This is a genomic window from Parendozoicomonas sp. 209JJ7-1, from assembly GCF_058147085.1.
This window is the reverse complement of the sequence record NZ_JBYVJU010000001.1, coordinates 259,504-285,910: the sequence shown is the minus strand read 5'-3', so window position 1 is coordinate 285,910 and position 26,407 is coordinate 259,504. Positions and strand designations below refer to the sequence as shown.

21 protein-coding genes, 5 tRNA genes and 1 pseudogene are annotated in these 26,407 nt (G+C 50.2%); 17 read left to right on the top strand and 10 right to left on the bottom strand.

Annotated features, from left to right (window positions below):
- Positions 1 to 56 precede the first annotated feature (56 nt).
- The 3 genes from ACY2RQ_RS01280 (at position 57) to ACY2RQ_RS01270 (ending at position 1,768) form a co-directional block, all read left to right on the top strand.
- Positions 57 to 133 (top strand) — tRNA-Arg (locus ACY2RQ_RS01280).
- 138 nt (positions 134 to 271) lie between these two features.
- Positions 272 to 348: transfer RNA gene (locus ACY2RQ_RS01275), tRNA-Arg, on the top strand.
- A gap of 157 nt (positions 349 to 505) precedes the next feature.
- Complete coding sequence (locus ACY2RQ_RS01270; RefSeq protein ID WP_490111131.1) at positions 506 to 1,768, top strand: uracil-xanthine permease family protein; 1,263 nt, start codon at positions 506 to 508, stop codon at positions 1,766 to 1,768.
- 172 nt (positions 1,769 to 1,940) lie between these two features.
- Here ACY2RQ_RS01270 and ACY2RQ_RS01265 read toward each other — a convergent pair.
- Positions 1,941 to 2,378 (bottom strand): annotated as a pseudogene (locus ACY2RQ_RS01265) (nucleotidyl transferase family protein); the annotation flags it as partial.
- Between the two features lie 168 nt (positions 2,379 to 2,546).
- Positions 2,547 to 2,957 carry a c-type cytochrome gene (locus ACY2RQ_RS01260; protein WP_490111130.1) on the bottom strand — a complete coding sequence of 137 codons (411 nt, stop codon included), beginning with the start codon at positions 2,955 to 2,957 and terminating at the stop codon, positions 2,547 to 2,549.
- 319 nt (positions 2,958 to 3,276) lie between these two features.
- On the opposite strand from ACY2RQ_RS01260, the gene ACY2RQ_RS01255 reads away from it, so the two are divergent.
- Positions 3,277 to 4,203, top strand: a complete 927-nt coding sequence (locus tag ACY2RQ_RS01255) for a TIGR01777 family oxidoreductase (protein ID WP_490111129.1) — start codon at positions 3,277 to 3,279, stop codon at positions 4,201 to 4,203.
- A gap of 199 nt (positions 4,204 to 4,402) precedes the next feature.
- Here the strand turns inward: ACY2RQ_RS01255 and ACY2RQ_RS01250 are convergent, their stop codons facing one another.
- Positions 4,403 to 4,993 carry an elongation factor P hydroxylase gene (locus ACY2RQ_RS01250; protein WP_490111128.1) on the bottom strand — a complete coding sequence of 197 codons (591 nt, stop codon included), beginning with the start codon at positions 4,991 to 4,993 and terminating at the stop codon, positions 4,403 to 4,405.
- Positions 4,994 to 5,120: 127 nt separating this feature from the next.
- Here ACY2RQ_RS01250 and pdxB point away from each other — a divergent pair, with 127 nt between their 5' ends.
- Together pdxB and ACY2RQ_RS01240 are read left to right on the top strand one after the other, a co-directional pair.
- Positions 5,121 to 6,275: a 4-phosphoerythronate dehydrogenase PdxB gene (gene pdxB / locus ACY2RQ_RS01245; protein WP_490111127.1), complete on the top strand. Its 1,155-nt coding sequence runs from the start codon at positions 5,121 to 5,123 to the stop codon at positions 6,273 to 6,275.
- Positions 6,276 to 6,302: 27 nt separating this feature from the next.
- Positions 6,303 to 7,445: an ATP-NAD kinase family protein gene (locus ACY2RQ_RS01240; RefSeq protein ID WP_490111126.1), complete on the top strand. Its 1,143-nt coding sequence runs from the start codon at positions 6,303 to 6,305 to the stop codon at positions 7,443 to 7,445.
- A gap of 94 nt (positions 7,446 to 7,539) precedes the next feature.
- Here ACY2RQ_RS01240 and htpX read toward each other — a convergent pair whose 3' ends face one another.
- Entirely contained in the window at positions 7,540 to 8,409 is an 870-nt protein-coding gene (gene htpX, locus ACY2RQ_RS01235) for a protease HtpX (RefSeq protein WP_490111125.1), read from the bottom strand.
- Positions 8,410 to 8,730: 321 nt separating this feature from the next.
- Between htpX and ACY2RQ_RS01230 the strand changes: the two genes are divergently transcribed.
- On the top strand, positions 8,731 to 11,091 hold the full coding sequence (locus tag ACY2RQ_RS01230; protein ID WP_490111124.1) for a response regulator: 2,361 nt from the start codon (positions 8,731 to 8,733) through the stop codon (positions 11,089 to 11,091).
- A 23-nt stretch (positions 11,092 to 11,114) separates the two neighbouring features.
- Here ACY2RQ_RS01230 and msrB read toward each other — a convergent pair whose 3' ends face one another.
- Together msrB and ACY2RQ_RS01220 are read right to left on the bottom strand one after the other, a co-directional pair.
- Positions 11,115 to 11,555 carry a peptide-methionine (R)-S-oxide reductase MsrB gene (gene msrB, locus ACY2RQ_RS01225; RefSeq protein WP_490111123.1) on the bottom strand — a complete coding sequence of 147 codons (441 nt, stop codon included), beginning with the start codon at positions 11,553 to 11,555 and terminating at the stop codon, positions 11,115 to 11,117.
- A 185-nt stretch (positions 11,556 to 11,740) separates the two neighbouring features.
- The gene (locus ACY2RQ_RS01220) at positions 11,741 to 12,727 is read right to left on the bottom strand and encodes a 2-dehydropantoate 2-reductase (protein ID WP_490111122.1); all 987 of its coding nucleotides are present in this window, start codon (positions 12,725 to 12,727) and stop codon (positions 11,741 to 11,743) included.
- A gap of 325 nt (positions 12,728 to 13,052) precedes the next feature.
- Between ACY2RQ_RS01220 and ACY2RQ_RS01215 the strand changes: the two genes are divergently transcribed.
- The 7 genes from ACY2RQ_RS01215 to ACY2RQ_RS01185 all read left to right on the top strand — a co-directional run bounded on the left by ACY2RQ_RS01215 (position 13,053) and on the right by ACY2RQ_RS01185 (position 19,417).
- A complete protein-coding gene (locus tag ACY2RQ_RS01215) occupies positions 13,053 to 13,946 on the top strand; it encodes an NAD(P)-dependent oxidoreductase (protein ID WP_490111121.1) in 894 nt (297 codons plus the stop codon).
- Positions 13,947 to 14,253: 307 nt separating this feature from the next.
- Entirely contained in the window at positions 14,254 to 16,887 is a 2,634-nt protein-coding gene (gene alaS, locus ACY2RQ_RS01210) for an alanine--tRNA ligase (RefSeq protein ID WP_490111120.1), read from the top strand.
- A gap of 116 nt (positions 16,888 to 17,003) precedes the next feature.
- Positions 17,004 to 18,242, top strand: coding sequence for an aspartate kinase (locus tag ACY2RQ_RS01205; protein ID WP_490111119.1), 1,239 nt, complete (start codon positions 17,004 to 17,006; stop codon positions 18,240 to 18,242).
- A 387-nt stretch (positions 18,243 to 18,629) separates the two neighbouring features.
- Positions 18,630 to 18,869 carry a carbon storage regulator CsrA gene (csrA, locus tag ACY2RQ_RS01200; protein ID WP_490111118.1) on the top strand — a complete coding sequence of 80 codons (240 nt, stop codon included), beginning with the start codon at positions 18,630 to 18,632 and terminating at the stop codon, positions 18,867 to 18,869.
- 120 nt (positions 18,870 to 18,989) lie between these two features.
- Positions 18,990 to 19,080 (top strand) — tRNA-Ser (locus tag ACY2RQ_RS01195).
- Between the two features lie 123 nt (positions 19,081 to 19,203).
- Positions 19,204 to 19,280, top strand: a tRNA-Arg gene (locus ACY2RQ_RS01190).
- Between the two features lie 46 nt (positions 19,281 to 19,326).
- Positions 19,327 to 19,417: transfer RNA gene (locus ACY2RQ_RS01185), tRNA-Ser, on the top strand.
- A 513-nt stretch (positions 19,418 to 19,930) separates the two neighbouring features.
- On the opposite strand, the gene ACY2RQ_RS01180 is transcribed toward ACY2RQ_RS01185, so the two are convergent.
- The 4 genes from ACY2RQ_RS01180 to ACY2RQ_RS01165 form a co-directional block, all read right to left on the bottom strand.
- The gene (locus ACY2RQ_RS01180; RefSeq protein WP_490111117.1) at positions 19,931 to 20,752 is read right to left on the bottom strand and encodes an IS110 family RNA-guided transposase; all 822 of its coding nucleotides are present in this window, start codon (positions 20,750 to 20,752) and stop codon (positions 19,931 to 19,933) included.
- Positions 20,753 to 20,864: 112 nt separating this feature from the next.
- Positions 20,865 to 21,842, bottom strand: a complete 978-nt coding sequence (locus tag ACY2RQ_RS01175) for a transposase (RefSeq protein ID WP_490111116.1) — start codon at positions 21,840 to 21,842, stop codon at positions 20,865 to 20,867.
- Positions 21,843 to 22,252: 410 nt separating this feature from the next.
- Positions 22,253 to 22,645 (bottom strand): hypothetical protein, encoded by a 393-nt coding sequence (locus ACY2RQ_RS01170; RefSeq protein WP_490111115.1) that lies wholly within the window; start codon positions 22,643 to 22,645, stop codon positions 22,253 to 22,255.
- An 8-nt stretch (positions 22,646 to 22,653) separates the two neighbouring features.
- Positions 22,654 to 23,871 (bottom strand): hypothetical protein, encoded by a 1,218-nt coding sequence (locus ACY2RQ_RS01165; RefSeq protein ID WP_490111114.1) that lies wholly within the window; start codon positions 23,869 to 23,871, stop codon positions 22,654 to 22,656.
- 355 nt (positions 23,872 to 24,226) lie between these two features.
- On the opposite strand from ACY2RQ_RS01165, the gene hisA reads away from it, so the two are divergent.
- From hisA to ACY2RQ_RS01150, 3 genes are all read left to right on the top strand, one after another.
- Positions 24,227 to 24,979, top strand: a complete 753-nt coding sequence (gene hisA, locus ACY2RQ_RS01160) for a phosphoribosylformimino-5-aminoimidazole carboxamide ribotide isomerase (RefSeq protein ID WP_490111113.1) — start codon at positions 24,227 to 24,229, stop codon at positions 24,977 to 24,979.
- Between the two features lie 77 nt (positions 24,980 to 25,056).
- A complete protein-coding gene (locus ACY2RQ_RS01155; RefSeq protein ID WP_490111112.1) occupies positions 25,057 to 25,461 on the top strand; it encodes an SMI1/KNR4 family protein in 405 nt (134 codons plus the stop codon).
- 167 nt (positions 25,462 to 25,628) lie between these two features.
- A complete protein-coding gene (locus ACY2RQ_RS01150; protein WP_490111111.1) occupies positions 25,629 to 26,330 on the top strand; it encodes a sterol desaturase family protein in 702 nt (233 codons plus the stop codon).
- The last annotated feature ends 77 nt before the right edge of the window (positions 26,331 to 26,407 follow it).

Here is a 26,407-nt window from a genome sequence, read left to right as displayed (position 1 = left end):
GTATTTGCAGTTGACTCATGTGGGGAGCATCTTTATAGTTCGCAACCCGTGATGCAGCGCTCATAGCTCAGCTGGATAGAGTACCTGGCTACGAACCAGGCGGTCGGAGGTTCGAATCCTCCTGAGCGCGCCACTTATTTTTCTATACATCTCCTCTGATTAGAGAACCCTTGCATAACGGGCATAGTTTTGCCTGTTTTTATACCTTTATTATGGCCCACTTTGTCAGAAGGTTTAGCGTTGTCGTGTGGGGGAAGAATGTTGAAACTGCGCGTCCGTAGCTCAGCTGGATAGAGTACCTGGCTACGAACCAGGCGGTCGGAGGTTCGAATCCTCCCGGACGCGCCATCTTATCACTGCACATGTACTTGCAGCCTTTCGAAGAAAGGGAATTCTTTTCAGAGGATTCCCTGTTCCATTCCCTTAGATTTCCAAGGATTCCCTGTTTCATTCCCTTAGATATGAAAGCTCGCTAAAATCGCTTTAAAAAAAGGGAATGGACGCCATGTCTAAAAACCAGCCAGCTACCCAGGAAATGCCAGTGTTCGGACAGGCTGTGATGGGTGGTCAGATGTTGTTTGTCGCCTTTGGCGCACTTGTTCTTGTTCCGCTTCTTACCGGCTTGAATGCTAATGTCGCTTTTTTTACAGCAGGTGCTGGTACGCTGATATTTCAGCTTGTTACACGTCGTCAGGTGCCTATTTTTCTGGCTTCATCCTTTGCTTTTATTGCTCCTATTTCATTCGGTATTGCCGAGTGGGGGCTGCCTGCCACTATGGGCGGATTGATTGCAGCCGGTCTGTTTTATGTGCTGCTGAGTACAATTGTCCGGATGCGTGGCAATGGATTCCTGTATCGCCTGTTTCCGCCGGTGGTTATTGGCCCTGTGATTATGGTAATTGGTCTGGGGCTGGCCCCTGTTGCAATCAATATGGCCAACGGTATAGCAAATCCTTCTATTGATCCCCAGACCTCCATGGTTCTGGCCTCTGTTTCCCTGCTGGTCACTCTGTGTGTATCCGTTGTGGCAAAAGGGCTGCTGAAGCTGGTTCCAATTCTTTGTGGTATTGCCGCTGGTTATATCGCCGGGCTGTTTATGGGCGTGATTGATTTTACCCCCATGGCCGATGCGGCCTGGATTGCGGCACCCGACTTTATTGCCCCAGAGTGGAATATGAATGCGATTCTCTACATGATTCCGGTGGCTATTGCTCCAGCAATTGAGCATATCGGTGATATGCTGGCGATCAGTTCTGTAACTGGTAAGAATTACCTGAAAAAGCCAGGACTGCAGAACACGCTGTTAGGCGATGGCCTGGCGACGTCTTTTGCCGGTTTTCTGGGAGGGCCGCCCAATACCACCTACTCCGAAGTGACCGGCGCGGTTATGCTGACCAAGTCCTATAACCCGAAAATTATGACCTGGGCCGCTGTTATCGCTATCTGTGTGGCGTTTATCGGGAAGGTGGGCGGATTCCTGGCGACAATTCCCACGCCAGTTATGGGCGGTATTATGGTTCTTCTGTTCGGTTCTATCGCCGCTGTCGGTATGAATACACTGATTAAAGCCAAGGTTGACCTCAGCATGCCCCGTAATCTGGTAATTGTGGCCCTGGTGCTGGTGTCTGGTATTGGAGACCTGGCGATTACCGTTTTCGGCCTGACTCTGAAAGGGATAAGTCTGTGCGCCTTGACCGCTGTTGTCCTGAACCTTTTGCTTCCTCATGCTGAAGGGGAAGATCAGTATCAGTCACGGGATGCCAGTTAATTCCGGATGGCTCGCTCTGAGGGCTGGAAACCGGCGTATATAAGGCTGATTCCGGATAGTATTCATCCAGCAGTTGAACAACTGTGTCTATGCAGGGGTGAATTCCCGCTCCTGCATCTTTCATTTTCTTTTTCAGGTCATCAAGCTGACGCTGGGTGGTGCGGCGGATTAATTCCGTGGTGCTGATATTGGGGGTTCTTGAGTGGGTGGCGAATTTGTTGGCCAGAATGGCATCTTTATAGTATATCCAGCCTTTTGATATCTGGTGACGAAGGTTATAACGATCTTTAATGGTGTAATCCTCCCCCGCAACTACAAGGTCGTACTGGTTAGCTTCAATTTCCGCTTTTGTTGTGACCAGAGGGGTAAATGCGACCTCATCAACGCCTTTCACATAACTCAGTGCTTTTTTTATTTCGTCCAGAGTAAGAACCGGTCGGCGTTTATACTTTTGCCTCTCTTCGTCAGTTCCTGAAATGCCAACGATAAGAAAAATCTGGCCGGGATCGACACCCAGAAAATCGGCCGCTGATGCCCGGGTCTTCTGGATGGCTTCAAAATGACCATGGTGGGCCAGATCAAAAATTCCGTCGGTAAAAACCCTGTACATGGTTGTCCCGGTTTTGGTATCGAAATAAGAAGCAGATACGAGCGTTGAATGGAAAAGAAAAACTATAAGGCCAAAAAGCCTGGTAATAACTCCGATTTGAGGCATTGGCCTGTTCCTGTTGTATTTTTGCCGGGGCAAGCATAGCAGCCCCTAAAGTATGTTGAGGATTTAGGGAAACCGACTGAACCAGGTGGCTAGCTGGTTTATCTCATCATCGGTCAGTGAGTAGGTCATCATAGCCATGGTGGGGTTGTTTCTTTCCCCGCTTCTGTAGGCTTTGATTTTTGTTATCAAGTCGTTTTTGGTTTGTCCGGCCAGCTTTGGACCTTTCATCATGGAATTCCCCTGTCCCCGGGTACCATGACAGCTGGCGCAGCCTTTGCCTTGCACCAGCTGCAGCAGCGTTTCCCTGTCAAACGGTACGGATTCAGGAGTTGTTTTTGCTGCGGTCTGTCCCGGTGGATGATTACTCCCCTCCGGCTGCTGAGCGGTGAGTTGGGCTGACAGGCCCAGTATGGCGGGCAGTAGGAAACAGGTAAGGCGTAATGGTGTTGTTTTCATTCTTGTCAGAGTATTCATAGACTAAGAGCCTGTTCTGATGGCTTTTCATGATAGCCCTTCCTTCATTGGGTATAAAATTCTAACAGGCTGGAGTTGTACTGTCGGAGTTGTGGTAAATGAGCATTGTCCAGAGTGCCTTCAGAATTCATCATCAGAAAAGTTCATCAGTGTGCTTTTTCCGGTTTCTATTTCTTTTAACAGGATATGGCCATTTTCATCAAACTGACATCCCTGCAGCTGATGGAAAAGAAAGCAAATATTTTTGATGGCGTTTGATAGTGAGCAGGCATTGTAGACTCCTTATGACTGAGCGCAGGTTTAAAAGGGAGGGCAGATAATGGGAAAAAACACTGAGCAGGGGAGGCGATTGCTGCTGACCGGAGGCACGGGGTTTATTGGCCGTTTTCTGGTGCCTCGTCTACAGGCGCGAGGATGGGAGGTTGTTGTATGGAGTCGACAGCCTGCCAGTATTGTTGCGAATATTCTCGGGCCTGACGTTATAGCCATTAACCGCCTGGAGGAGTGGCCTGAAGGAGCTGATCCAGAGGCGTGTATTAACCTGGCTGGTGAAGGTATTCTTGACCGCCGCTGGACACCTTCCCGTAAGCAGGTAATTCGGGATAGTCGTATAGCTTTAACGGACTCGCTGGTTCGCTGGCTGAACCAGCGACAGTCCCCGGTAGAGGTATTTATCAGCGGATCCGCAGTCGGATTTTATGGTACAAAAAGAGGCAGTGAGCCATTAACTGAACGGGAATCCGCCGGAAGCGATTTTGCGGCTCAACTCTGTGCAGATTGGGAGGAGTCCGCAAAGAAAATCCATAACCATACCCGCTTATGTCTTTTGCGCACAGGTATTGTGCTTCACGGGGCGTATGGTGCCCTGGCTCGTATGTTGCCTGCTTTTCGTTTAGGTTTGGGAGGGCCGCTGGGGAGTGGTGAACAGTGCATGTCATGGATTCATATTGACGATATGGTCAACGGGATTCTGCATCTGCTTGAAAACGCCAGTGCTTCCGGCCCTTATAATTTTGTCTCTTCCGATGCGGTTGATAACCGTACATTTGTCAGAAGCCTTGGTAAGGTACTGCATCGTCCGGCCATTATGCCCATGCCTGCATGGGTGTTGAAAATGCTGTTGGGGGAAGGGGCGATTTTACTGCTGGAAGGGCAGAAACCTGTCCCGGCAGGGCTGGACAGCCTGGGTTTTCGTTTCCAGTTTCCGGAACTATCGAATGCTCTGAATGACCTTTTTCTGCACTAGGAGCCTGCCGGGCTTAACGCCAACCTAATGTGAAAAAGCCGATGTGAAAAAGCCGGTCGGTTGCGTCCGACAGGCTGTTGGTTAACAGTGGGAATCTGCCTATTGTATATTGGCTGTTGCTTTTTTATTACCTGTTACTGCATGCGCTTTATTTAGCTCACCTCTATAAATAAGCGGATTCTGGCAGTAGTTTTTATATTTAAATATGACTTATGGTGAACTCATCCTGTATAAGCTTCCTGCCAGGTCGAAAGTATTGTTGTAAGGCCCTGGCAAAAGTGTCGGCTCGTTCATTTGGGGCGTTGAGGTAATAATCCTGTGTCTGGGCACATACGGCCTGTTTGAAAGTGTCACTGATACTATCATCGCCATTCAGGTTATCTGCGCTGATGTGGAACGGAATATCGCAGCAGGCTGAGAACAGCCATTCGAGAGCCTGGGGCTTGACTTCCACAGATTCAAATAACCTCTGCTGTTCGCTGGTACGCCCGTCCGGTTCATACCAGTAACCGTAATCTTCCTGCAGGCGGCGGGCAGGACCGGCAATGCACCAGTGGGCGATTTCATGGAGAGCGCTGGAAAAATAATCCCGGGTAAAATGAATAATGGCTGGGCTGTCTATGGTTGCTGGCGTATAGAGGGGTTCCTCAGCCCCTCCCTTCAGGTGGGTGTGATAGCTATCCAGAAAACAGTGGTGAAAGATGGAAATAAGGGCCTGGCAATCGCGGATATGGCTTTTATTGGTATAACTGTTGTTGGTATGGATATTGGGCATGGATAAATAATGCATCGGTCAGGAAATTGCTGAGAAGGCAGGTGGCATTATACCATTTGGTTCTCAAACATCCCGGGCAGGTCCGTGATCATTTCTTATGATGATCCGTCCTTGTTCTCATGAAGGAAGTCACCAGTATTCAATGAATATCATTGCCGATGAAAATATTCCCATGCTGTCTGAATTTTTCTCAGAATTCGGGAAAATAACCACCTGCCATGGGCGAAACATGTCCCCGGCAGATGTGGCAGATGCCGATATGCTGCTTGTCCGTTCCGTGACCAGGGTTAACCGGGCGCTGCTGGAAGGCAGCAGAGTGCGTTTTGTGGCGACAGCCACCAGTGGTACCGATCATGTCGATCAGGCATGGCTGCAACAGAATAATATTGGTTTCGCCTCTGCTGCAGGCTGTAACGCAGATGCTGTGGTGGATTACGTGCTGGCGGCTCTGGACACCTTGAGTGAGCAGAAGAGATTTTCCCTGTCTGACCGTCGGGTGGGTATTGTCGGATACGGGCAGGTGGGTGGCAGGCTCTATCGCAGGTTAACAGCGCTGGGTGTAGAGTGCCTGATCAGTGATCCTTTCAAAGAGGTACCTGGTGAGAACCTGTCCATAGATGAGTTGCTGCAACGGGTGGATGTACTCACCCTTCATACGCCCTTTACTACAGGGGGCGAGCATCCAACCCATTATCTGCTGAACGGCGAGCGGTTGGAAAAACTGCAGCCGGGTAGCATTCTGATCAATGCCGGTCGGGGGGAGGTGATAGATAATGTTGCTTTGAAGTCCTGTCTGCAGGAAAACCGGGGGCTGACCGCTGTGCTGGATGTCTGGGACGGTGAACCGGCCTTGGACCCGGAACTGCTCAAACTTGTGACCATAGGTACGCCCCATATTGCCGGTTACAGTCTGGATGGCAAAGTGCGGGGTACAGCCATGATTTACCAGGCGGCCTGTAATTACTTCGGGCGGGAAGTTTCTGTGCAGTTTCAGGATGTTGTGCCTGCGCCGGTATTGCACACCCTGACGGTGCAGGGGGAGTACCCCGAAGAGATCACCGCCATAGCGGTACGCTGTGTTTATGATATTTACCGGGATGATATTCGTCTCCGCCAGGCGGTGACCAGTTTTCCCGATAATATCCCCCGGGAATTTGACCTGCTGCGCCGTAACTATCCCAAACGACGAGAGTTTAATACCCTGCAGGTATCCGTGGCTGAGGGCTCTCTGGGTATACACGACAGACTTTCAGGATACGGCTTTCAGACAAATCTCTGCTCTGCCCCTGAAATATAATGGTTCACACATAAGAAAGAGGCACTGATGCCACAGTTTTCCATTGGCTTTGTGATTAACCCCCTGGCTGGTATTGGTGGTTCTGTTGGCCTGAAAGGCAGCGATGGCGTGGACATAGTGGCTAAAGCCCTGGGATTGGGCGCTCAGCCAAAAGCTCAGTTGAGGGCGCGCCTGGCCTTGGAGAAATTGTTGCCTGTTAAAGAGAGTCTCCTGTTTTACGCCTGGTCTGGAACCATGGGGGAAGATCTGCTGCAGGAGATGGGTTTTCAGACACAGCTTTTGGGATCACCAGCCAGCAGACAGACGACTGCCGATGATACAATTGCTGCGGTCAAAGCTTTTGTAGAGCATGGTGTTGATCTGATGCTGTTTGCCGGTGGAGATGGTACAGCCAGGAATATCTTTGATACTGTGCCTGAGAAACTGCCGGTTCTGGGTATCCCTGCCGGTGTGAAAATTCACTCCAGTGTTTATGCCGTTAGCCCTTCCGCAGCCGGGGAAATTATTGTCGCTCTGGTGTCAGGCAAACTGGTGGATATCCGCCTCCGGGAAGTACGGGATATCGATGAACAGGCTTTCCGGGAAGGTCGGGTGCGGGCCCGCCATTACGGTGAATTGCTGGTGCCGGAAGCTGGTCAGTTCCTCCAGCATGTCAAGCAGGGGGGCGTAGAGCTTGAAGAACTGGTACTGCAGGATATCGCCGATGACCTGCAGGAACGGCTGGACGACAACACTCTGTTAATTTCCGGACCGGGTTCAACTACGGCGGGCATTCTTGCTGCTCTTGGTTATGAAAGCACCCTGCTTGGGGTTGATATGCACTGTGATGGTCAGCTGCTGGGCAATGATGTACGGGAGCAGGATATTATTCAGGCCATCAACAGCCATATTGATTCGATACGGATTATGGTGACCGGGATTGGTGGCCAGGGCCATATTCTGGGACGTGGCAATCAACAATTAAGTCCGACTGTTATCAGGCTGCTACTGGAGAGAGAGGGTCGTGACGGACTGTTGGTGGTCGCGACAAAAACCAAGCTTAAGGCACTGGATGGTCGACCACTTTTAGTGGATACCGGCGATACCAAACTGGACAGTGAACTTGCCGGTACTGTTCAGGTACTGGCTGGTTATCGGGATATGGTGCTTTATCCCCTGGCATCTGTTTAATGCTAACAGTTGCTCCACCAGAGCTACAGGCAGAGCCTCTGATTTCTCAAGAAGACTGACCGGGGAGAACCCCGGTCAGTGAAGTAGGCCAGTATTACAGGCTTTGCAGATGAGCAATACGCTTTTCCAGGGGGGGATGACTCAGGAACATCTCCGCCATACTGCGCTTGCCGTTGATGCCAAAGGCCATCAGTGAACCTTCAAGCTGGGATTCCTGACCCTGCTGCAGGCGCTGGAGGGCGGCAATCATCTTATGGCGTCCGGCCAGGCTGGCACCTCCTTCATCGGCACGGTATTCCCGCTGGCGGGAGAACCAGGCAACGATAATACTGGCACCAATACCGAGAAGCATCTCCAGGACAAAGACTACGCCCATATAGGCGAACATGCCCAGGCCGCCTTCTTCATCGTCTCCCTTGAGGAAGTTATCAATCATCATGGCAATAGCCCGGGCGATAAAGATAACGAAGGTGTTCACTACGCCCTGGATCAGGGTCAGGGTCACCATATCGCCGTTGGCTACGTGGGATACTTCATGGCCGAGAACTGCTTCTGCTTCTTCCTGGGTCATGCTGTGGATCAGCCCGGTACTCACTGCTACCAGAGACTTGTTCTTACTGGGGCCGGTAGCGAAGGCGTTGATTTCCGGCGAGTCATAAACTGCCACCTGGGGCATGGCAATACCCGCAGACTGAGCCTGACGGGAGACGGTCTCCATCAGCCAGTGTTCCGTAGAATTCCGGGGCTGTTCAATAATCTGAGCACCGGTGGAACGTACTGCTACCCAGCGGGAAATCGCCAGCGAGATAAACGCACCGCCAAATCCAAAGATCATGGCGAATACCAGCAGGCCACCATAGCCCCGGGTATTCAGCCCCAGTATAGGCAGCACAATGTTGGTGACTATGCCCAGAACCAGTACGATTGCCAGGTTGGTGGCAAGGAATAACAGGATACGCTTCATTCGGTTTTTTTCTCCACGACTGCTTATATTGTACTTTTTATGGGGGGAGACAAGAGGAATTTCAACCCGGATTTTGTACCATTATTGTCACAACCGCTGATTCTCTGGTTATTTTATTGGTAAATTGTTGACCTGGCTTTTTTCATGAAATATCCGGGTTAGGGTTTAGCTTCAAATAATCCATCTCAAGAACCCACGCTTTCACCCAAAAACAAAAATCCACCGACTTCTGTCCCTTCCTGCTTTTTCCGGGAAAATGTACATCTGGACAAATAACGATAGAATACTGCAAAAAGGCAACAGCCAGGGAAGACAGGTTACGTGGATAAAGCCACCCATTTCAGCCAGCGGTTATCCTTCCGTCAGACACGTTACACACTGATCGTTGCATTTATTACCGGGTTGACTTTCAGCTTTATCCAGATTGCCCTTGATTATCATCAGCAAAATAAAGCTATTGACGATGAAATATCCGCATTGCTGGAAATCAGCAGTGCCCCCGCCGCACGGATTGCTTATAACATTGACACGGAACTTGCCCAGGAACTGTTAAATGGCCTGATGCGCTCTCCAGCCATTATCAGCGCGGAAATAAGGGACGACTCCAACCAGAAACTTGGGGTGGTTCGTCGGGAACGGAGGCAGGACCAGGCCCGCTGGATCAGTGATGTTCTGTTCCAGGGCAGCCGCATCTACCGTCATGACCTCAGGGTGGATTATGATCCGGAAGAACAACTGGGCTACCTGCAACTGGAAATTGATACCTTTAACTACGGTGTCACATTTATTCAGCGGGCACTGACAACATTTTTTACCGGTCTGGTGAAAGGCTTTGCCATGGCCATTATCCTGTTGCTGATGTTTTACCGTATGCTGACCAAGCCACTGACCTCCTTGACTGAGTCCCTGAGCCAGATTCGCAATCACGAACAAACCACATCACAGCTGCCCTGCCCCGAAGGACACAGCCAGGATGAAATCGGTCGCCTGGTTGATGAGATCAACAACCTGCTTTATTCCATCAACAGCAATGCCAAACGTCGCTTTCGGGCTGAGCGCCAGCTCCGGGATCATCTCGCAACACTGGAAAGCAGTATCGCCAAGCGCACCAACGAACTGAATACCAGGAATAAGCAATTAATAGAATCCAATAAAGAGCTGGAGAATGCCCGGAAAGATGCCCTGCAGATAGCCCAGGCCCGTGCGACCCTTCTGGCCAGTATGAGCCATGAGATACGTACGCCCCTTAACAGCCTGTTGGGGCTGGTTGACCTATCCATGGACCAAGCCAACAATAAGGTTCAAAAACACCGCCTGACCGTCGCCAGGCACTCCGGCCAACAGTTACTGCAGCTTATCAATGATATTCTGGACTTCTCACGATTTGAATCGGGAAAATTGGTGTTCGAGTCCATCCCCTTTGATCTCCATGAAACCCTTGAGAACACCGTCAACCTCTTCTCTGAACAGGCCTGCCAGAAAAACCTTATTCTCCAGGGTATTATCAAGAGTTCGGTTCCCAAGCGGGTAATCGGTGACCCTACACGACTACAGCAGATTATTAATAACCTGATCAGTAATGCCCTGAAATTTACTGAACAGGGGCAGATAGCCATTGTTGTCCATGCTGAGAAAGACAAAAAAGACAACCATGTCCGTCTGCATATCACCGTCAAAGATACCGGCATAGGTATACCTGAAGACCGGCTGGAGACCATTTTCCAGGCATTCTCTCAGGCATCAGACGAGATTAGTCGTTTATTTGGCGGCTCAGGCCTGGGCCTGACTCTCTCCCGGAATATGGCAGAAGCCATTGGCGGTAAACTCCAGGCCAGCCGCAACTCTATATATGGCAGTAGCTTCCACCTGTTAATCCCATACAAAGTTGAGCCTGCTGAACAACCCCAAATTCCGCTCAGTCAGAACATTCCTAAGCTGACGGTTCTGGCGGAGCCTCTATTGTCTGAAGCCCTGTTTGAATATGGACCCCAGGCAGGACTCAATATTACCTGCCTTAACTGGTACGGCCCCTGGCCACAGCAGATAATGAAAAACCTGGCCAATGAGACACTGGTTACAACAGTGACCAGAGCACATCTGTCGGAGACACCGAACCGCTATATTCCGTTAAACCATCATCAGAACATTACACAGGAAGCACTGGCAATTTATTTGCCCGTAACCCGGACAGCCGTTCTGGCACTTGCTGCGGAGCTGAGAAAAGCCACCCACACAACAAAACCCATAGCTCTCGAAGTCAAATGCACGCCTGTCGTCCCCCAGTCAAAAACCATTTTGATCGTGGAAGACAATCCTACCAATCTTATGGTCACCAAGGGCATGCTGGAACAGATGGGTTATAAGGTGAAAACAGCCCGTAATGGCCAGCAGTGCCTGGACCTGGTGTGCAAAGTCAACATTCAGTCACCCCGGAAAGAACTCGTCTGCGATCTGATCCTGATGGACTGTAATATGCCTGTCCTTAATGGCTACGATGCAAGCCGGGAGCTGCGCAAACAGTCAGACTACAGAGATATTCCCATCATTGCCCTGACCGCCAACGCCTTTGAACATGACCGTAAAAGGTGTCTGCAAAACGGTATGCAGGATTACATCAGCAAACCCTTTGACCGGAAATTACTGGAGAAAAAACTGGGCCACTGGCTGGAACAAACGTCGTAAGACTTTGTCTGACGTTTGTCTGGCTACTTTTCTTTGGCGGAAAACTCCATGGACACGGAGTTGATGCAGTAGCGCAATCCTGTGGGTGGAGGGCCATCCGGGAATACATGGCCAAGATGAGACCCGCAGTTCGCACACAGAATTTCTGTACGAACCATACCCTTCGTTCGGTCTTCCCGATATAGAACCGCCTTTTCAGACACCGCCTCCCAATAGCTTGGCCAGCCGCAGCCACTTTCAAACTTGGCATCGGATAAGAATAACGGTGCCGTACAGCATGTGCAGGTGTACAGGCCCGTCTCGGTATTATGGAGGTGCTCGCCACTGAATGGCGCTTCCGTCCCCTGCTCCCGACATACCCGATACTGCTCCGGTGTCAGTTGTTTACGCCACTGTTCCGGTGTTTTCTGAACAGGTGTAGAATCGTCAGCCTTGTTCTTCTCTGTCATAACTTTTTTGCTCATTTATATCCAGCCAGCTATTACCCGACCATAGCATGATATTTCAAGTATACCGGCCACAATTTATAGTCTGCCAGCTATTTTGATCCCCCCATACCTTATTCCTTAGTCCGGATGTTTCATGAACATACATCTACCCTGTTGGGCTGAATGAGATAGCCCACGTTCTACGAACGTGGTTTGTTTAATCATTCTGGGCAGGAGGCGGCTTTTGAAGAGAATGAATTCTCCTTTTCCTGAATCTGCTTATAAATATCCCGATTAACCGGAGTGGGAATATTGTATATTTCCCCAAGGCGAATAATTTCCCCGTTCAGGTCATCAATCTCTGTGGGCATTTGTCTTTGCAGGTCATGCCACATACTGGACCGTGCTTCCGAACTGATTTTCAGCATGTTGAATGCCAGAAGCCGAAACAGAAAGTCCGGTGCCCTGAGCAGCCATGCCAGCCAGGGAATAGGGATTTTGCCAATAACAACCGTTTGAATATCGGCGGCTTTATAGACAGATAACCCTTCCTGAATGCATTTGGCCAGAAGGTGCCGGTAGTGGCTGGATGCCAGTTCATCCTTTAATGGAAGATTGCTGATGGCATTAATCGGATTGTTCAGGTTCATAAGCAATTTGCTGTATTGCACGGATGTCAGGTTTCGGTACCATTTCGTCTGCAAGGCACTGTCCAGCGCAGTGCGCACGGGGTTTAAGGCGGGGTTCTGTTCAAGAGCGATATAGCCTTCGGTGGCTTTATGAAAGTGTGAACCGGAAATGTTAACCACATTAAATGCCACCATCCCGGGTATAACTGTTCCGCCCGGTAATTCACTCAACAGCCGCTTTTTATTCGCAACACCATTTTGCAGGCTGATAACGGTGGCATCTGGGCAGAAAAGGGCGATCTCTTTGGCAGCACTCAATGTGTGGCGGCTTTTTACGCAGAGAAAAACAATATCGCATCCGGTCAGTGCTTCAGGAGAAGTGTGAAAGGCAATATCTTCTGGAGAAAGTGTTATGCTGTTGCCTTGATAGTCAGTGGCTTTTAAACCATCGCGGGCAATGGCATTGCCAATGGTTTCACGGCCTATTAACACGACAGAGCATTTTTTTTGAATCAGCAGGGCGGCGATATAACAGCCAATACAGCCCGCTCCGAAAACACCGATACGTACTCTACTCATAATCTTCATAATCTGCCGCACTGTTTCTTTTTATTCTTGAAAGTGAGTGGTCATTGTGTGCTGGTCATTACCATAGCAGAATCTGGGTGGTACATAAGTGCAGGGGAGCCGTCAGGCCGCTAGATTTTTCCTATCCGGAACGGAGTGTTCACAAATGCATAACCACAGCCCTTATCTCTATAATCTTCCGGTATTGGGCATTGAGTAGAGCAAGTCTTCCCGGTACAAACTGCGGTGTTCACAGAAAGGCTCGCTAATGCCTGGGTCTCAGCAGTTTGTACTCGGGCAGAGTTATTAAAATATCACCCATGAAGGACGTTTAGATATGAACAAACGTGTGGCATTTCTTGGTCTTGGTGTTATGGGGTTTCCCATGGCAGGCCATCTTCAAAAAGCTGGATATCAGGTCACGGTTTACAACCGTACCACCAGTAAAGCCCAAGCCTGGATTGAACAGCATGGCGGTGAAATGAAACCCACTCCTGCGGCAGCTGCGCAAGGTGCTGAGCTGGTCATGGCCTGTGTGGGTAATGATGATGATCTGCGTTCCATCTGTCTCGGAGAGCAGGGCGCTTTTGCCGGTATGGTTGAAGGCAGTGTATTTGTTGACCATACCACCGCATCCGCGGAAGTGGCCCGGGAGCTTCACGGTATCGCAAAAGAGCAGGGCATCGGCTTTCTGGATGCGCCGGTCTCCGGTGGTCAGGTGGGCGCGGAAAATGGCGTGCTGACGGTAATGGTTGGTGGTGATGAGTCTGTTTACCAGACTTCGGAACCGGTGATGGATGTTTATGCCCGTTCCGTAAAGCGATTAGGCGAGAGCGGCTCAGGCCAGTTGGCCAAAATGGTAAACCAGATCTGTATTGGTGGTCTGGTACAGGCGCTGTCTGAAGGACTGCACTTTGCTCAAAAAGCCGGACTGGATGCGGAAACTGTAGTTGAGGTGATCTCCAAAGGAGCGGCCCAGTCCTGGCAGATGGAGAACCGCTATAAAACCATGCTGGCGGGGGATTACGACCATGGCTTTGCTGTGGACTGGATGCGTAAGGATCTGGGTATCTGCCTGCAGGAAGCCCGGCGCAATGGTGCCAGCCTCCCGGTGACTGCTCTGGTTGACCAGTTCTACAGCGATGTACAGAAGCAGGGTGGCCGCTGCTGGGATGCTTCCAGCCTGCTGACCCGTCTGGAAAAACTGGATGATGGCTATAGAAACCAGTAAACCGTTACGCTGACATTGGCGGGGAATGGTTTTCTGTTTTCAAAGGCCATGGATGGCCTGAGAGCACCTCCAGGACATGGAATGGCCTGTGGTGCGGAAAACAGAATGCCATTTCCTGGCATGACCCAAAGAATCGACGAGTCGTTATGTGTTCTGGTAAACATTGTCAGCGTCACCGGGTATAAATAGTGTTACCACAGTGTTGCACGATATATAATGCGGCACTTTGGCCTCCCCATAAGGAAAACGTGTCGTTTTGAGTGCGTTATGGCCTTTCTAGCTTTCGACTCCCGAATGGGAAGGTGATATGAAGAGTTCTGAGTTACGTTCTGCCTTTCTGACCTATTTCAAAGAGCAAGGCCACGTTGTTGTCGACAGCAGCTCTCTGGTGCCTCACGACGATCCTACCCTGCTGTTTACCAACGCGGGTATGAACCAGTTCAAGGATGTGTTCCTTGGTCGTGAAGCGCGGGATTACAGCCGGGCAACAACTTCACAGCGTTGCGTGCGTGCCGGCGGCAAGCACAATGACCTGGAGAACGTGGGTTATACTGCCCGTCATCACACCTTTTTCGAGATGCTGGGTAATTTCAGCTTTGGGGATTACTTTAAGCAGGATGCTATTAAATTTGCCTGGGAGTTCCTCACCGGAACCCTGAAGATTCCTGCCAGCAGACTCTGTGTGACGGTTTATAAGACCGATGACGAAGCCTATAACATCTGGCTGAACGAGATGGGCGTACCGGCGGACAACATTATCCGTATTGGTGACAAGGGTGAAGCCTTCGCCTCCGATAACTTCTGGCAGATGGGTGACACCGGCCCCTGTGGTCCGTGCACCGAGATCTTCTATGACCATGGTGAGCATATCTGGGGTGGCCGTCCGGGCACACCGGAGGAGGACGGTGACCGTTTCATTGAAATCTGGAACATCGTGTTTATGCAGTACAACCGTCAGGCCGATGGCACCATGGAACCCCTTCCCAAGCCCTCCGTAGATACCGGTATGGGCCTGGAGCGTATCGCTGCCGTAGTGCAGGGCGTCCATAACAATTATGACATCGATCTGTTCCAGAGCATTCTGACCGAAGCGGGCAAGCTGCTGGGTGGGGTGGACAACACCAACAACTCCCTGCGGGTGATTGCCGACCATATCCGTTCCAGTGCTTTCCTGATCGCCGACGGTGTTCTGCCTTCCAACGATGGACGTGGTTACACCCTGCGCCGGATTATTCGCCGGGCCTGCCGCCATGGGCACAAACTGGGCGCTACCGGCAGTTTCTTCTACAAGCTGGTTCCGGTTTTGATAAATGCCATGGGTGACGCTGCGAAGATTATTGAAAGCAGCAAAGACCAGGTTATGAGCATTCTGCAGAAAGAAGAAGAGCAGTTTGCCCGCACCCTGGACAAGGGTATGAAAATCCTGGAAGACGACATTTCTCGTATCAAAAGTGCCAGCCTGAAAGGCAAAGAGATTCCCGGCAAAACCGTTTTCACCCTGTACGACACTTACGGTTTCCCCGTTGACCTGACTCATGACATCGCCCGTGAGCGTGGCCTGACCATTGATGAGGCCGGCTACGAAGAGTGCATGGAAGAGCAGCGTCAGCGCGCCCGTTCCGCCAGCCAGTTTGGTGTGGACTATAACGCAGGTATCACCGTGGAAGGTGAGACTGAGTTTACCGGTTACGAAAACCTTCAGGGCGAAGATGCGGTTAAAGCCATCTTTGTTGACGGCAATGCTGTTGAAGCGGCCACCGTTGGCACTAAAGCCGTTGTGGTTCTGGATAAGACTCCGTTCTATGCCGAGTCCGGTGGTCAGTGTGGTGATATCGGTGTGTTGAAATGCACCTCTGGTGAATTTCTTGTACGGGATACCATAAAGGAAGGCACTAACCATCTGCATACTGGTGAAGTGATCTCCGGTTCTTTAAAAATGGGTGAACATGTTTCCGCTTCTGTAGATGCGGATAAACGTGCAGATTCTGCCCGCAACCACTCTGCCACTCACCTGGTCCACGAAGCTCTGCGTCGGGTGCTGGGCAGCCATGTGCAGCAGAAAGGCTCTCTGGTGGATAGCGAAAAGCTGCGTTTTGACTTCTCCCACACCGAAGCCATGACCGATGAGCAGATCAAGGCTGTTGAACAGATTGTGAATGAGCAGGTACGCCTGAACACCCCGGTTAACACAGAAATTACTGATATGGACACCGCCGCCGAAAGGGGCGCTACCATGCTGTTTGGAGAGAAGTATGGTGACACCGTACGGGTTCTCACCATGGGGACTGAAGGTTTCTCTGTGGAACTGTGTGGTGGCACCCATGTCCAACGTACAGGTGATATTGGTCAGTTTGTGATTGTCAGCGAAGGTGGTATTGCCGCCGGCGTACGTCGGATTGAAGCGCTTACCGGGCAGGCAGCTCAGGACTGGCTGGTACAGAACGACCAGTGCCTGCTGAAAGTCGGCAGCCTTGTCAAAGGCAATCGGGAAACAGCAGTGGATAAAGTGACCGCGCTGGTTGCCCGCAACAAAGAGCTTGAAAAGGAACTTCAGCAGCTCAAGCAGAAACTGGCCAGCGCGGCCGGTGCCGACATAGCCTCATCTGCTGTTGAAATTTCCGGCGTGAAACTGCTATCTACCAAAATGGATGGCATTGATCCCAGGTCTCTGCGTGATTTGGTTGATCAGTTGAAGAACAGGCTGAGCAGCGGTGTGGTTATGCTGGCAACGGAAAGTGATGGCAAAATCTCCCTGGCGGCCGGTGTGACCAAAGATCTGACTGGAAAAGTGAAAGCTGGTGATCTCTTGAAGATGGTCGCGGAACAGGTAGATGGGCGTGGTGGTGGTCGCCCTGACTTTGCCCAGGGAGGAGGTACCGATGTGGCAGCGCTGCCAGCGGCACTGAATTCCGTTGGTCCGTGGCTGGCCGAGCGCCTTTGAGCGTTCTGCTGGTATTATTTTGGGTAATATCAGTAACTGACTGCTCTGTTTCTTTGGGTGTCGATTTGATACATTCCGCCCAGTAAAGTAAATAGTAAATAAAAAGCAAAAAACACATGGCGCTGATAGTACAGAAGTTTGGTGGGACATCAGTTGGAACTGTTGAGCGCATTAAAGCTATAGCAGAAAAAATCCAACGATTCCGCAACGATGGACACGATATGGTTGTGGTTGTATCGGCCATGTCGGGGGAAACCAATCGTCTTGTGGCACTTGCCCATGAAATGCAGGAGACACCGTCTTCGGCTGAACTTGATACCCTGCTTTCCACGGGAGAGCAGGTGACTATCTCCCTGCTTTCCATGGCACTGGAGGAACTCGGCTGCCCGGCTCGGTCCTACACGGGCTGGCAGATTGCAATCAAGACCGACAGTCACCATAACAAGGCCCGTATTCGGGAAATTGATACCGAAGCGGTAAAAGCGGACCTGAAAGCAGGGCGTGTGATTGTGGTTGCCGGATTCCAGGGGGTTGAGGAATCCGGTCGTATTACAACTCTGGGCCGGGGCGGCTCAGATACTACCGCAGTTGCGCTGGCAGCGGCACTGGGGGCAGATGAATGCCAGATCTACACCGATGTGGATGGTGTTTACACTACTGACCCCCGTGTTGTTGAGAGTGCCCGCAGACTCGATAAAATCACCTTTGAAGAGATGCTGGAAATGGCCAGCCTTGGTTCAAAGGTTCTGCAGATTCGTTCTGTTGAGTTTGCCGGAAAGTACAACGTCGCTTTGCGGGTCCTGCACAGTTTCCAGGATGGTCCCGGCACACTAATAACACTCGAGGAGCAGAGCGAGATGGAGCAGCCAGTTGTTTCCGGCATAGCATTCAACCGGGATGAGGCCAAACTGACCATTCAGGGGGTTCCCGATATTCCGGGTGTGGCATCCCGAATTCTGGGGCCGGTAGGGCAGGCGAATATTGAAGTGGACATGATTGTCCAGAATGTAGCCGCAGACCAGACCACGGACTTTACCTTCACGGTACATCGTAACGATTACCAGCGGGCGCTGGAGGTGGTTGGCCAGACCTGTAAAGACCTGGGAGCTCGTGAGTATAACGGTGATAACAAGATTGCCAAGGTGTCTATCGTTGGTGTCGGAATGCGTTCACATGCCGGTGTGGCCACCCGGATGTTTGAGGCCCTGGCGGCTGAAGGCATCAATATCCAGATAATCTCCACCTCCGAGATCAAAGTGTCGGTGGTGATTGATGAGAAGTACCTGGAGTTGGCTGTGCGGGCCCTGCATTCTGTGTTTGAGTTGGGCCAGGAGCCGGTTGCGGCGGACGAATAGACAGTTGATAAATAAATTGTCAGTTCCCGTTAAATGTGTATGTAAATAACATTTTGCGGAGTTAGGCTTCAGAGGTGCGAAGTTTTAGAGGTCATAAAAACTTCAGGCACCAGGTTTATGTAGCGCAATGTCTGGGTATGGCCATGCCCGCCAGAATAATTGGATGGTGAGTATGGCTAACAATCGGAGGCATCTGGCCTCATGTTGCGCAGAAAGAATGTCAAAGATAATGCAGTCGCAGATTGCCAATCTCCGGAGCTGTATTACCTTTAGGCTTCGGTAACAAGAGCCGGCGGACAGTAACGGGTCGCATGCATTATAAAACATGCCAATGTTCTGCTTTCGATTACGGTCATTGTTTGTGGGTTAAGGAACAAGGAGACAGTAATGCTCATTCTGACACGCCGAGTTGGTGAAACCCTGATGGTCGGTGATGATGTCACCGTAACTGTGTTGGGGGTGAAAGGGAACCAGGTCCGTATCGGCGTCAATGCGCCTAAGGAAGTCGCGGTTCATCGGGAAGAAATTTATCAGCGCATCCAGAAGGAGCGTGAGGGTGGATCTGGCTCCGGAGCCGGCCATCAGGAGTGGATTCCTGAGGTTGAGGAAGACGAGAACCAGTACTAACCTAACCTTTTGTTTTCACGAATGAATTTATTTATGGGAACGAAGGGTTTGTCATAACGGCGGAGTCCAAAAAGGGCTTTGCATTCAGCGCGAATCTGTTATTATAGCGGCCGTCTCTGCGGTGAGGTGGCCGAGTGGCTGAAGGCGCTCCCCTGCTAAGGGAGTATACCCTAATCCGGTATCGAGGGTTCGAATCCCTCCCTCACCGCCATGTTGACAGACGATGTTCATCTATTATCATATTGATCCCGTTTAAGTTTCATTGATTAAATAAATGATCGTTGTCGAATAACAGTACTCGATTTCACTATTTTTTGACCTGTTAATAAATTCCGCGTCCTTAGCTCAGCTGGATAGAGTACCTGGCTACGAACCAGGCGGTCGGAGGTTCGAATCCTCCAGGACGCGCCATATTAGAATCCGTCTGATGAGGCGGATTTTTTCTGTTTTAGCTTGTGGTGAGGTGGCCGAGTGGCTGAAGGCGCTCCCCTGCTAAGGGAGTATACCCTAACCCGGTATCGAGGGTTCGAATCCCTCCCTCACCGCCATAAAATAAAATCCCGCAGCAGACCTCTGTTGCGGGATTTTTTCATTTTGAATCGCTAAGAGAAATAAAGGACATATATGGTTCGCCCCGGCTTGCAAGGGATTGTTCATGATGGAAAAGCATAAGTAACTGCTTTCATATATTCGGCCTGTTAACGGCGTTCCGCTGAACGCCTGGCCCTGATGGGTATCCGCGCAATCTGACCTTATCACCCAAGCGGCTTTGTCAGCCTGGTCCTTTATCAGGTTTCAGATTGCCGGTTTTTACCTGCTGACCATCATTCACATTCTCTTCGCAATCGTGGGCTTTTGCCTTGGGGAGTTGTTCCGGGTTTATCGTGCGCAGTTATATGCAGTACCTTTGGCAAGCAGTGCCCAAACAATACGGGCCATTTTGTTAGCCAGAGCAACCACGGCCACATTGCCATGGGCTCGGCTATGAAGCTGGGTGACCCACTGCTTACAGCGGTCATCAGTATTCTTCAGGGTATAAAGAACGACTCTGGCGCCGTGTATCAACAGTGTGCGCAGATAGCTGTGATGCCAAGTAGTCGTGGTTTTCCGCCTGTTGAATATTGCCTTGGCGCTAGCCCCAACCAGGCAGAAAAGTGTCGACCTGATGCAAAGTTATCAGGGCTGCCCATAGCTGTTTTTAAAGCTGTTGCGATCAGGGGGCCTATACCTGGAATAGTCATGAGCCGTTTGCAGTCTTCGTCAGAAGAGGCCAGTGTCTGCACCTTCTCGTCGTATCCACGAATGCGTTCGTCGAGGTTTTCCAAATGTGTTGAGAGCTCGTGAATCAGTTCCCGGGAAACGGAACCAAGGCCATTCTCAGCGTTTTCCAGAATACCCGGTAATTGACTTCTGATTCGAGTGATACCTTGTGAGACGGTGATACCCTCTTCCATTAAAGCTGCGCGTATCTCATTAATAACCTCCGTGCGCTGCTTGATAGCTTGTTGTCTAACCCGGTGGAGAAGCTGCCCTTCTTGCTGTTCGACGGTTTTAATGGGTACAAAACGCATGCCGGGCCTTGTCGCCGCTTCGCAGATGGCTTCAGCATCGTTGTAGTCGTTCTTGTTTGTTTTCACAAAGGGTTTGACGTACTGCGGCGCTATCAGCCGAACGGTATGGCCATATGACTGAAATTGTCTGGCCAGATGGTGAGCACCTGCACAGGCTTCCATGGCAATGGTGCGCGGTTCTAAAAGTGCCATGTATTCCATCAGCTTGTGCCTTTTCATTTTTTTTCGAGCAGACTTCTGGCTGTTGACAAAGCTGTCAAAGAGGTGAAAGTTGTTCTTGCCAATATCGATACCAAGTACTGAAATGTTCATGGGTGGTTTGCTCCATTCTGTTTTCTGGTGAAAATCAGTGTGGCTCATTGAAGCCGTATGGAGGGGCGAACCATCCCATTACCCATTGATTGTGCCTCCCCCAAACCCCTACTCATTGAGCAAACAAGCATTGACTCGCCTTCATCCCATGTAGCCACTGTCTGCCTATTTTTTCGGCATAAGCCTGTAACGCTTCTTTCCCGCCCACTCCTCGCACAAACCGGTTGCCATGGGGCTGCATGGTTTTCAGCCATTTATCCGGGTTGATACTCAACCGGTGCAAAACCGGTGGCAAGTGAGCGGCAATGGCTCCTCGTTTATCGTCCCGTACAGCGCGCCCCGTCCAGTCTACCAACTCAAAATAATCCGACAGGGCAAAAGGAATAAAACCTTTTCCTTGTCGTTTGTTTGTTTTCATAGGCTTCAGCCATTTCTGCTGTGCATTGGCTACCCGCCATTGCTCTATGCGCTCCTGGATGGACGTAAAATCGGACGTTTCCGGCTGACTGGCAAGACCTGCACGTACCGGATTCAGATCCACGTAGGCCATACACGACAGAACAGCAGCTTCGTCCAGCAGCGCCTGACTCTTAAAGCGCCCTTCCCAAAATCGTCCTTTGCATTGGTCTTCTTCGTTGGCCCTGCGGGCCAGGTGTTCGTTTAAACAACGCATAAACCAACTGATATCCAGTAGCCGCTGGCGATAGATATCAGCAAACTCGGCCACCCGTTTTTGCTGGGCTTCATCCTGCAGGCTTCCGGCCAGAAACCGTTGTACCAGTAGTGGGCCATCAAAGAGTTGCGTCCAGCGTTTTAGAACCTCCTGGTCATTCCAGCTGTTGCCCGTTTCGGTATCCACATGCAAAACCACATGGTAATGGTTAGACATGACCGCATAAGCACAGACCTCAATGGAAAAAATACCCGCCAGCTCTTTCAGGCGATCGACCACCCAGGGCTTACGGTGCTCGTAACTGTTGCCCGTCAGGGAGTCTTCCCCGCACAGAAAAGCCCGTCGGACACAACGCGCCATGCAGTGATAGTAAGGTGTGCTGTCCAGATCAATTAAGGCGCGGCGCGGGCTGGTCATAGTTTTACTCCTGCTCAATGTGAGTGAGAGAGAAAAAGTAGACCAGCGGCGAGAGCTGTCTAGTTAATGGATGTCCTTTTTATTACTTTTTATTATTTTATTATGCAGTGATAGTAAGGTGTGCTGTCCAGATCAATCAAGGCGCGGCGCGGGCTGGTCATAGTTTTACTCCTGCTCAATGTGAGTGAGAGAGAAAGTAGACCAGCGGCGAGAGCTGTCCAGTTAATGGATGTCCTTTTTATTTTAAGCCAGATGTCAGAAGAGGATCAACGCGCCATTCAATCGATTATTGATGGCATGATCTTGAAGCATACCGCCAGCCAATTAGGAACGAGCTCCACAGGATAAAAAAAGCCCAGCTCGATGGCTGGGCTTACAGTTAGGTTAAATATCTCTATACCAGAGATGTCTTAGTCAAAAATCACAGAGCACTCAGAAGTCGGTATAGATTCATTGTCAGACAAGATGAATTTACCATCTGATATATACATCACATCCAAATCCAACTCGACCGCACCTTGAGCTATCTGCTTTTGCCACCCTTCCAGATCACCTTTATAAGATACTGCATGAAAGATCTGGCCGTTAGGCAAAGTAACTTTACACCCCTCATTAACAGCACCTCCACTTTTTGCCAGTGGAGGATTAACCTTTCTAATTACTTGTTTAAACTGCGATTCAAAGTCATCACTTCCATTATCCTGTATATAACAATAGCCTCTTCCTTCGACTATATTTGTTCCAGGTAAAGAACGTTCAGACTCTATCGCCCCGCCAAGAATTTCTTCCATCTTATTTGACATACAAACCTCTATTTCTTCGTTGCTGGAGTAATAACAAATTTAAAGTTATTGACCCCTGCATCTTTGAATACTGTTGAATAATAGCTCGCCAAATCAACATTATTCGTGTGATATACGACATCATCAAAAGCAGAGTTGTATTTAATAGCTTGGTCGACCATCTTTTGCTGTTCTGCAACAGCCCATGGACGTGAACCATTTTGGCTAGCTGGATTTCTCAAGGACTTCGACCAATCGTCTACAAACTTGGCCTCTACCGCTGTGGACTTTCCACCGATAGTAACGACGTTATCAGCGACCCCGGAAACCCATTCTCCATTGACTAATGCTTCATATTGCCTTTGCTTAAACGTTGCATTAGTACCGTAAAGAGATCGAACACCAGTTTCATAGCTTTGTCCAAGGTCAATAGCCCTATTACCAGTAACCGACACAGAATCAGTGGTTGAGAAGGTCTTGCTGTTTGGAACATCAACCCTACCAACCCGACTCAACCCCTTTGAGCCAACAAGTAGCTCCGCACCAAGAGTCAGTACCAGCCCTGTTGCCCGACCCAATACTCCCTCCACGCCGCCCTCACTATGCGCCAACGTAATGTTATCAACAAAACTATTCGCAAAACTCTGAGCAACGTCCGGGGCAAATGAACTTAGTTCAGGAGAGGCGTAGCGCCCAACAACGCTTTGCCCATAAGTCGCGGACAGGGCAAGCTTACCAGAAAAATAGATGGTTTCTCCAATGCGCGACCAGGCTTTGGCTGCATCTCCCTTTGAATCACCCAGTCCAACAGCTGATGCAGCAGTATCTAAGAGGCTAATTACACCATCAGCACGTCCTGTCATGACTTTTCCTAGCTGGTAACCATAACCTCTATCTAACGCTTTGGACACAAACTCATCACTCAAACTAAGATAAGATTTCGGCATAAAGCCATAACGCTCTATAGAGGCGCTTTTAATTGCCTTTTGCTCTCGCGCGCTAAATTCTTCTGACTGCTGTTGCCATTTTATGAGCTGACGCTCCCTACGAGAAAGACCAGCCTGCTGATCAGCCCGTCGAACCCCAACCTCTGACGCTAAACTGATGGTGCCATACATCCTCTCACCTAGGTCATCGCTTGTGGCTAGAGAGAGTCCAAAGTCCAGTGAACCTGTTACTACAGAAGTTTTCTCATCAATAGGCAGTGTTGACGACACCTTAACCACATGCTCTACCTGCGGATTCATTCTGTTTGCAGGAACAGGTACCCCTAGTGAAGCTGGCTCAAACTGAACAGTCTCAGTCTTTACCTTCTCAACTTTTTTCTCAGTACCGCCTTTGAGCTCAGTCGTTACAGTCTTCGCAGTCCAATCAATGGCTGTCCTTTTTATCGTTTTATCGTCCTTTTTATCTTTTATCCTCTCTTTTTATCGTCCTTTTTATCTAGAGATTTGACCTATGCCAGACTATAAAAGTCTGATCCATACTCCCTGGGATTGTAAGTATCATGTTGTCCGCTTGTCAGATGGCCGTTATCTGGGACAATAGTCGTTATAAAGGCTAATTTCTCCCCGGCCGCAACAGTCCAGAAAGAGTATATTCATGGAATTTCGCCCCTGTATCGATCTGCACAAAGGCAAGGTAAAACAGATTGTCGGCAGTTCTCTGTCTGACGCTGATAATTCTGCGCGGGTAAACTTTGAGACAGATCAGTCCCCAGCCCACTTTGCCGCCATGTACCGTGAAGATAACCTGCGGGGTGGCCATGTAATTAAGTTGGGACCGGACAACGAGCAAGCGGCTCGGGAAGCCCTTGGAGAGTGGCCGAAAGGCTTGCAGATTGGTGGCGGCATTAATGCAGGCAATGCCCGTGAGTATCTGGATATGGGGGCGTCCCACGTTATTGTAACCTCCTGGGTGTTCCGTGAGGGTCGTATTGATTACGAGAACCTGGAAAAACTGGTGGCCGCCACCGGCCCGGAGCATCTGGTGCTCGACCTCTCCTGTAAAGCCCGGGATGGTGAGTATTATATTGTCACCGACCGCTGGCAGACGTTTACCGATACCGTGATTAACAGTCGGACCTTAAAAGAACTGGGGGCTTTCTGTGATGAATTCCTGGTTCACGCCGCATCTGTGGAAGGCAAGATGGCCGGGCCAGATCTGGAACTGGTCAACCTTCTCGGTGAGCATGCCTCCCGGCCTGTGACCTATGCCGGTGGTGTCGCTACCCTGGAGCATCTTGCTGACGTACGTAAAGCCGGGCAGAATCGTGTTCACGTGACCATTGGCAGCGCCCTGGATATTTTCGGTGGCTCCCTGGCTTACCGAGATGTGGTTGAGTTCTGCGATTAATACCGTCGGACAATGTTCGGTGACATACCAGTTACGGTATAGAATGTTCTGATTAGACTGATTTCAGGTATTGAACAATGGAAGATGTGATCGAGCTGCTGCGGGAATGCAATGAAGACGTGCCCGCGCCGCTGGGCTTACCGGACGACGATGACCTTGTGATTGTGCAGGAGCAGATCCTGATTCACCTGCCCGAGGACTATAAGATTTTCCTGAAAGAAGTCAGTGATGTGGTCTGTGGTTCCCTGGAGCCAGCCACAGTTACCGATGAGCACTCCCATACTTATCTTCCGGAAATTACCGCCCTGGCCTGGGATCTGGGAATGCCCCGGGAGCTGATAGCTGTCTGCGAAGCCCCCGCTGGTTATTACTGTATTGAGCAGGACGGCAATGTCCGGTTCTGGTCCCGGGAAGAAGGGCTTACCGAAGACGAATGGCCAAGCATCTGGCACTGGGCCAGGGATGTCTGGCTGGAAAGCTGATCTGTCAGGCAGGATAACCCGTCATCATACCCAGTATTTCGTTCAGGGGAAGTGACATAAGCAGTCATTCTTATTGTTTATCAGCTGTTGCCTGTACATCCTCAAAGTCTGAAAATATCATGGAGCCGAATCCAAATAATAAAAATAATTATGGCCAGGTGAACGTCATGAATGTTGCTGTAATGGAAGCTTTCCGCGCCAGTTATCGTCCCAATATCAGTGCCTCCTATAATGGCTGGCTGCATATGTTTTCGGTGGCAGGTGTGGGTATCGGGGTGATTGTATTTTCCCTGCTGCAACTACAGTCTCCTTCATGGCAGGAGTGGCTGATGCTTCCGGTAACTATTCTGTTTGCCAATTTTGCCGAGTATGTTGCCCATCGCTGGTTTGGCCATCGCAAAACCCGTATAGGAAAGCTGTTCTATAGCCGCCATAGCGGCGATCATCATAGTTTCTTTCTGGAAAACCATATGCCCTGGGAGAGTGTCAGGGACTGGCGGGTTGTGCTGTTTCCGGTGTATCTGATTTTTGCTTTTCTGTTCGGACTGGTTCTGCCCACAGGTTTTCTGCTGTATACCCTGGTTTCCCCCAATGTCGCTTACCTTATGGCCGCTGGTGGTATTTTCGGTTACCTGTGGTATGAGGTTATGCACTTCAGTTACCACCTGCCTGCCGGAAGCTTTGCGGAACGTCTACCCGGCTGGCGACACCTGCGTCAGCTTCATAATCTTCATCACCGTAGAAACCTGATGAAGGAGTGCAACTTTAATGTCACCCTGCCCATCTTTGATCTGCTGCTGGGAACATTTCATTGGGAACCTCCCGTAGAAATAAATCCAACAGACGACAATCAGAGAACTGATAGCTGAAAAACAGCCAAAATGAGCAATAAACCTTGACCTTCCAGTCAGGGTAAGGGTTAGCCTGTGCTTATCATAAATTGACA

What these genes read in the sequence shown, in the direction of transcription:
- ACY2RQ_RS01270 (WP_490111131.1), top strand. Translation starts at nt 506, where the DNA reads ATGTCTAAAAACCAGCCAGCTACCCAGGAAATGCCAGTGTTCGGACAG.
- ACY2RQ_RS01260 (WP_490111130.1), bottom strand. Translation starts at nt 2,957, where the DNA reads ATGAATACTCTGACAAGAATGAAAACAACACCATTACGCCTTACCTGT.
- ACY2RQ_RS01255 (WP_490111129.1), top strand. Translation starts at nt 3,277, where the DNA reads ATGGGAAAAAACACTGAGCAGGGGAGGCGATTGCTGCTGACCGGAGGC.
- ACY2RQ_RS01250 (WP_490111128.1), bottom strand. Translation starts at nt 4,993, where the DNA reads ATGCATTATTTATCCATGCCCAATATCCATACCAACAACAGTTATACC.
- pdxB (WP_490111127.1), top strand. Translation starts at nt 5,121, where the DNA reads ATGAATATCATTGCCGATGAAAATATTCCCATGCTGTCTGAATTTTTC.
- ACY2RQ_RS01240 (WP_490111126.1), top strand. Translation starts at nt 6,303, where the DNA reads ATGCCACAGTTTTCCATTGGCTTTGTGATTAACCCCCTGGCTGGTATT.
- htpX (WP_490111125.1), bottom strand. Translation starts at nt 8,409, where the DNA reads ATGAAGCGTATCCTGTTATTCCTTGCCACCAACCTGGCAATCGTACTG.
- msrB (WP_490111123.1), bottom strand. Translation starts at nt 11,555, where the DNA reads ATGAGCAAAAAAGTTATGACAGAGAAGAACAAGGCTGACGATTCTACA.
- ACY2RQ_RS01220 (WP_490111122.1), bottom strand. Translation starts at nt 12,727, where the DNA reads ATGAGTAGAGTACGTATCGGTGTTTTCGGAGCGGGCTGTATTGGCTGT.
- ACY2RQ_RS01215 (WP_490111121.1), top strand. Translation starts at nt 13,053, where the DNA reads ATGAACAAACGTGTGGCATTTCTTGGTCTTGGTGTTATGGGGTTTCCC.
- alaS (WP_490111120.1), top strand. Translation starts at nt 14,254, where the DNA reads ATGAAGAGTTCTGAGTTACGTTCTGCCTTTCTGACCTATTTCAAAGAG.
- ACY2RQ_RS01205 (WP_490111119.1), top strand. Translation starts at nt 17,004, where the DNA reads ATGGCGCTGATAGTACAGAAGTTTGGTGGGACATCAGTTGGAACTGTT.
- csrA (WP_490111118.1), top strand. Translation starts at nt 18,630, where the DNA reads ATGCTCATTCTGACACGCCGAGTTGGTGAAACCCTGATGGTCGGTGAT.
- ACY2RQ_RS01180 (WP_490111117.1), bottom strand. Translation starts at nt 20,752, where the DNA reads ATGAACATTTCAGTACTTGGTATCGATATTGGCAAGAACAACTTTCAC.
- ACY2RQ_RS01175 (WP_490111116.1), bottom strand. Translation starts at nt 21,842, where the DNA reads ATGACCAGCCCGCGCCGCGCCTTAATTGATCTGGACAGCACACCTTAC.
- ACY2RQ_RS01170 (WP_490111115.1), bottom strand. Translation starts at nt 22,645, where the DNA reads ATGTCAAATAAGATGGAAGAAATTCTTGGCGGGGCGATAGAGTCTGAA.
- ACY2RQ_RS01165 (WP_490111114.1), bottom strand. Translation starts at nt 23,871, where the DNA reads ATGAATCCGCAGGTAGAGCATGTGGTTAAGGTGTCGTCAACACTGCCT.
- hisA (WP_490111113.1), top strand. Translation starts at nt 24,227, where the DNA reads ATGGAATTTCGCCCCTGTATCGATCTGCACAAAGGCAAGGTAAAACAG.
- ACY2RQ_RS01155 (WP_490111112.1), top strand. Translation starts at nt 25,057, where the DNA reads ATGGAAGATGTGATCGAGCTGCTGCGGGAATGCAATGAAGACGTGCCC.
- ACY2RQ_RS01150 (WP_490111111.1), top strand. Translation starts at nt 25,629, where the DNA reads ATGAATGTTGCTGTAATGGAAGCTTTCCGCGCCAGTTATCGTCCCAAT.